The organism is Geobacillus sp. LYN3 (assembly GCF_003064505.1).
Classification (GTDB): domain Bacteria; phylum Bacillota; class Bacilli; order Bacillales; family Anoxybacillaceae; genus Parageobacillus_B; species Parageobacillus_B toebii.
Genome location: NZ_QCWL01000001.1, coordinates 1,741,041 through 1,744,623, shown reverse-complemented (window position 1 = coordinate 1,744,623; position 3,583 = coordinate 1,741,041). Strand labels below are relative to the sequence as shown.

The 3,583-nt window shown below is 37.6% G+C and carries 3 protein-coding genes and 1 riboswitch; all 3 genes read right to left on the bottom strand.

Annotated features, from left to right (window positions below; translation table 11 throughout):
- Window positions 1-343 precede the first annotated feature (343 nt).
- A complete protein-coding gene (locus DCC82_RS09085; protein ID WP_062677929.1) occupies window positions 344-1,669 on the bottom strand; it encodes a Na+/H+ antiporter NhaC family protein in 1,326 nt (441 codons plus the stop codon).
- A gap of 109 nt (window positions 1,670-1,778) precedes the next feature.
- A riboswitch (SAM riboswitch) is annotated at window positions 1,779-1,884 on the bottom strand.
- Between the two features lie 186 nt (window positions 1,885-2,070).
- Complete coding sequence (locus DCC82_RS09080) at window positions 2,071-2,748, bottom strand: TetR/AcrR family transcriptional regulator (RefSeq protein ID WP_015863723.1); 678 nt, start codon at window positions 2,746-2,748, stop codon at window positions 2,071-2,073.
- Window positions 2,748-3,578, bottom strand: a complete 831-nt coding sequence (locus tag DCC82_RS09075) for an ABC transporter permease subunit (RefSeq protein WP_233253025.1) — start codon at window positions 3,576-3,578, stop codon at window positions 2,748-2,750. The genes DCC82_RS09080 and DCC82_RS09075 overlap by 1 nt, the downstream gene beginning before the upstream one ends.
- Between the last annotated feature and the right edge of the window lie 5 nt (window positions 3,579-3,583).

The window sequence follows — 3,583 nt, the reverse complement described above, 5'->3', positions numbered from 1 at the left end:
TATACTAAAAATATAAACCCCGCCTTCCTCCACAGCTAAAGCAGTGGGCTTCCGGCGGATGTTCTCGTGAATGACGAACATCCTTTCTCAGCTTAAAAATCTGTGCACACTGGTTTTGGTTTCTGAAAGCGTTCATAATGAATAAAACCAGATTGCAATAGTTTATAGGAGCTCTTCTCCCACTTTACATCTAGATACTAACACACAAGATCATTCATTGATATTGCTTGGTTGTCTTTTTGGATGAACAATTTTTCATCACCTTTCTAAACGACCGTTTGTGTTAATCATATTCTAAGTCACCCCCCTACAAAGAAAGGTCTCCACATCAGAGACCTTTTCATTATACCGCTTTATTCGCTTGTAAGTCTGCCTTTACTTCTTTTTGTGTTTTTAATTTTGGAAAGTCAAACACAATCGCAATCATGCCACAAACTCCAATTAAGAATGGGTAGAACGAATACTGCAAAATACTTAATGGTGAAATGGAAGCAACACCTGCTGCCACAAGCATTTGCGCACCATATGGGATGAGCCCCTGGAAACAGCATGAGAAAATATCCAATATGCTGGCAGATTTACGCGGATCAATGTCATATTGATCAGCAATGTTTTTTGCAAGTGGACCAGCAATTAAAATGGAGATCGTATTGTTTGCTGTTGAAAGATTGGTTAAACTCACTAATCCCGCGATGCCGAATTGTGCCCCTTTTTTTGACTTTACATTTCTTGTTACTAATTGAAGTAAATAATCGATTCCACCGTTATGTTTAATGACTTCCACCATACCGGAAATTAAGATCGCAAGCAATGACAATTCCTGCATTCCGGCGACCCCGTCACCGATGGCTTGAATGAGGCCCATTGCACTGTAGCTTCCATCAAGAAGGCCGATGATTCCTGCTAATAAAATACCGCCTGCTAACACGACTAGTACATTAACGCCCATTAATGCTGTTATTAATACACCAAGGTAAGGTAAAATTTTCATCCAATGAAAAGATTGATTCGTAATTTCCGCTTGCTCTCCAGCAGTAATGGCCCAGAAAAGAACGATGGTGATGATTGCCGCTGGTAAAACAATGAAAAAGTTCACCTTAAACTTTTCTTTCATTCTTGTATTTTGTGTACGAACTGCCGCAATCGTTGTATCAGAGATAAAAGATAGGTTATCTCCAAACATAGCACCGCCAATGACAGCTGCCATAGATAATGCCAAAGAAATATCGGTTTGTTCACTAATTCCGACTCCAATCGGCGCTAACGCTACAATCGTTCCCATGGACGTTCCCATCGAAATGGAGATAAAACATCCAATGACAAATAGACCGGCTATTAATAAATTTTGCGGAACAACGGAAAGAGCTAAATTAACCGTTGATTCAACAGCCCCCATTTTTTTAGTTACTTCCGAAAATGCTCCTGCTAATAAGAAAATGATGACCATTAACATGACATCGGCATTTCCAGCCCCTTTTGTGAACACTTCCACTTTCTTCGTTAAAGACTCTTTCCGATTCATCATCAACGAAATACTTGCCGCAATCAAAATTGCTACAATGACTGGAAATTTATAAAAATCGCCTGTAACCACGCCTGCACCAATGAACAACACTAAAAAGACCACAAACGGAAATAACGCAAATAGATTGCCTTTTCTTAACTCCACTCTTTCCACCTCATTTTATGTTTTTTTGAAGGAGCTTTCCACTTAGAGAAAAGGCCTCTTCTTATCTGAACATAAGAAGAGGCCTTATACGTATCTATATAAGAAACCCTTCTTATCTTTCAAGCACAATGCTTGCTGGATTTGGCACAGCACTCGAAAACGAGTCCGCTGCCGAGACTTCTTCGGGCCAGTCCCTCCGCCTCTCTAGATAAGAAGATGAGCAGTTGTATTTCGTTATATAAAACAAATAAAAGATTACAACATATTCATCTATTGTGCAATACACTTTGATAATGTCTTATTTTTAAATAATTTTAAATAAATCTTAAAATTATATGCGTAACATTAATAATATGCAAAAATCCCGTAGCAAAACGCCACGGGAAAAGAAATCAAAAACTCTATTCTGGTTTATAGATTCCATATTTAATAATCTTAAGATATTCATTCAGTTCCCTTATCAAAGACTCCACACCACTCATGACATCCATTTGCTTATTTTTGTATATAGCCATATACTTATTAGACAGCTGTTCGGCAATCAACATGGTCATGCGGATCGCGGTATCCACGGAAATATCCTCTCTAAGTTTTTCCGTTTGGATCAGATCTTTAATATAGACATGCTTCAGCAAAAAATCTTCCTGATAAGCTTCGTAATGTTTCTTAATAATTTCTTCCATTTCCTTCTTTACTGCCACTGGAGGATTAGTAAAGGCATCCGTAATAAACTGAGTTTCTTGGAGATACTGAACCGTTAGTTTTTGTTTCAACAGGACGATTTCTTTGATCCTTTCAAAGAAATCATCAGATTGGATTTTTTTCATTTCTTCCATTGCTAGTTCCGTCAGAAAGTCCTTCACATAATTCACTAAATAAAGGTATAAGTTTTTCTTGCTCTTAAAATAATGAAAAAGGATTCCCTTGGAAATTCCCGCCCGTCTCGTAATAACATCTGTAGAGGTCTTTTCATAACCATTCTTCACAAATTCCTCGATGGCCACTTTGATGATCAAGTCTTTTTTCTCTTTAGGCTGCTTTTCAAATGCTGAATACAATTTTAACACCTCTAATTTCATTAGACTGCAATATCTTTCTTTTTATATACCATATATGAAGCGAAGATACTAATCAAAATAACCTCAGCCATAATAAAGATATACAAAGGCTCAATCTCGTTATCATTAATAATGGAGGCGGCGTCCACATATTTAAACGGGCTTATATATTTTAGGAACTCTAAGTCTTCCGATATCCCTGCCATCACATTCATAAAGTAGGCAGCTAGGACAATCCCCAGTGAGATCGAAAGGATGTTTCTTGTTTTTTTCATCATCGACGACAACATAAACGCAATTGCACCGAACGTCAAATGAAGCAATATTGTTGCGGCGATCAGCAAACTAAACGTGTCTGTCGGAACATCCGGGTCTTTTGCAAATTGAAATCCAATGATGCTTGCTGCGGCTGAAACTACGTTAAAAATCAAAATATTTACCAAAACGGCCAGAAGTTTTTCTGTTACGATTCGGCTTCTTGTGACAGGCTTTGACAACAAAAATTCAATCGTTTTTTCATTTTCTTCCTTGGCCAGAATATTGGATGCAAGAATTGCCGAGTATATGCTTCCTAAAAGGGTAGTTATCATATAAATTTCTATCCCGTAAAAACCCATTAAATCTCCCATATTTAGCTCATTCATTCCAAACGCTTTTTTAATCGATTCCGGATAGGCCTCAAGCAGTTTGGTCATTTCTTTTTGCTGCTCTGCAAACTGAGGATAAATGCTTAATGTCAACAAAATAAGTCCGCTGAGTACGATGCTCCAAATGATCAATGACTTTACAGCTCTGAGGAGTAAAAATTCTTCGAGATAAATTGAACTTCTAGCCCCCAAATTTTGATAAATATGCG

Excerpts from the sequence above, each read along its gene's own strand:
- DCC82_RS09080 (WP_015863723.1), bottom strand. The coding sequence starts at position 2,748 with ATGAAATTAGAGGTGTTAAAATTGTATTCAGCATTTGAAAAGCAGCCT.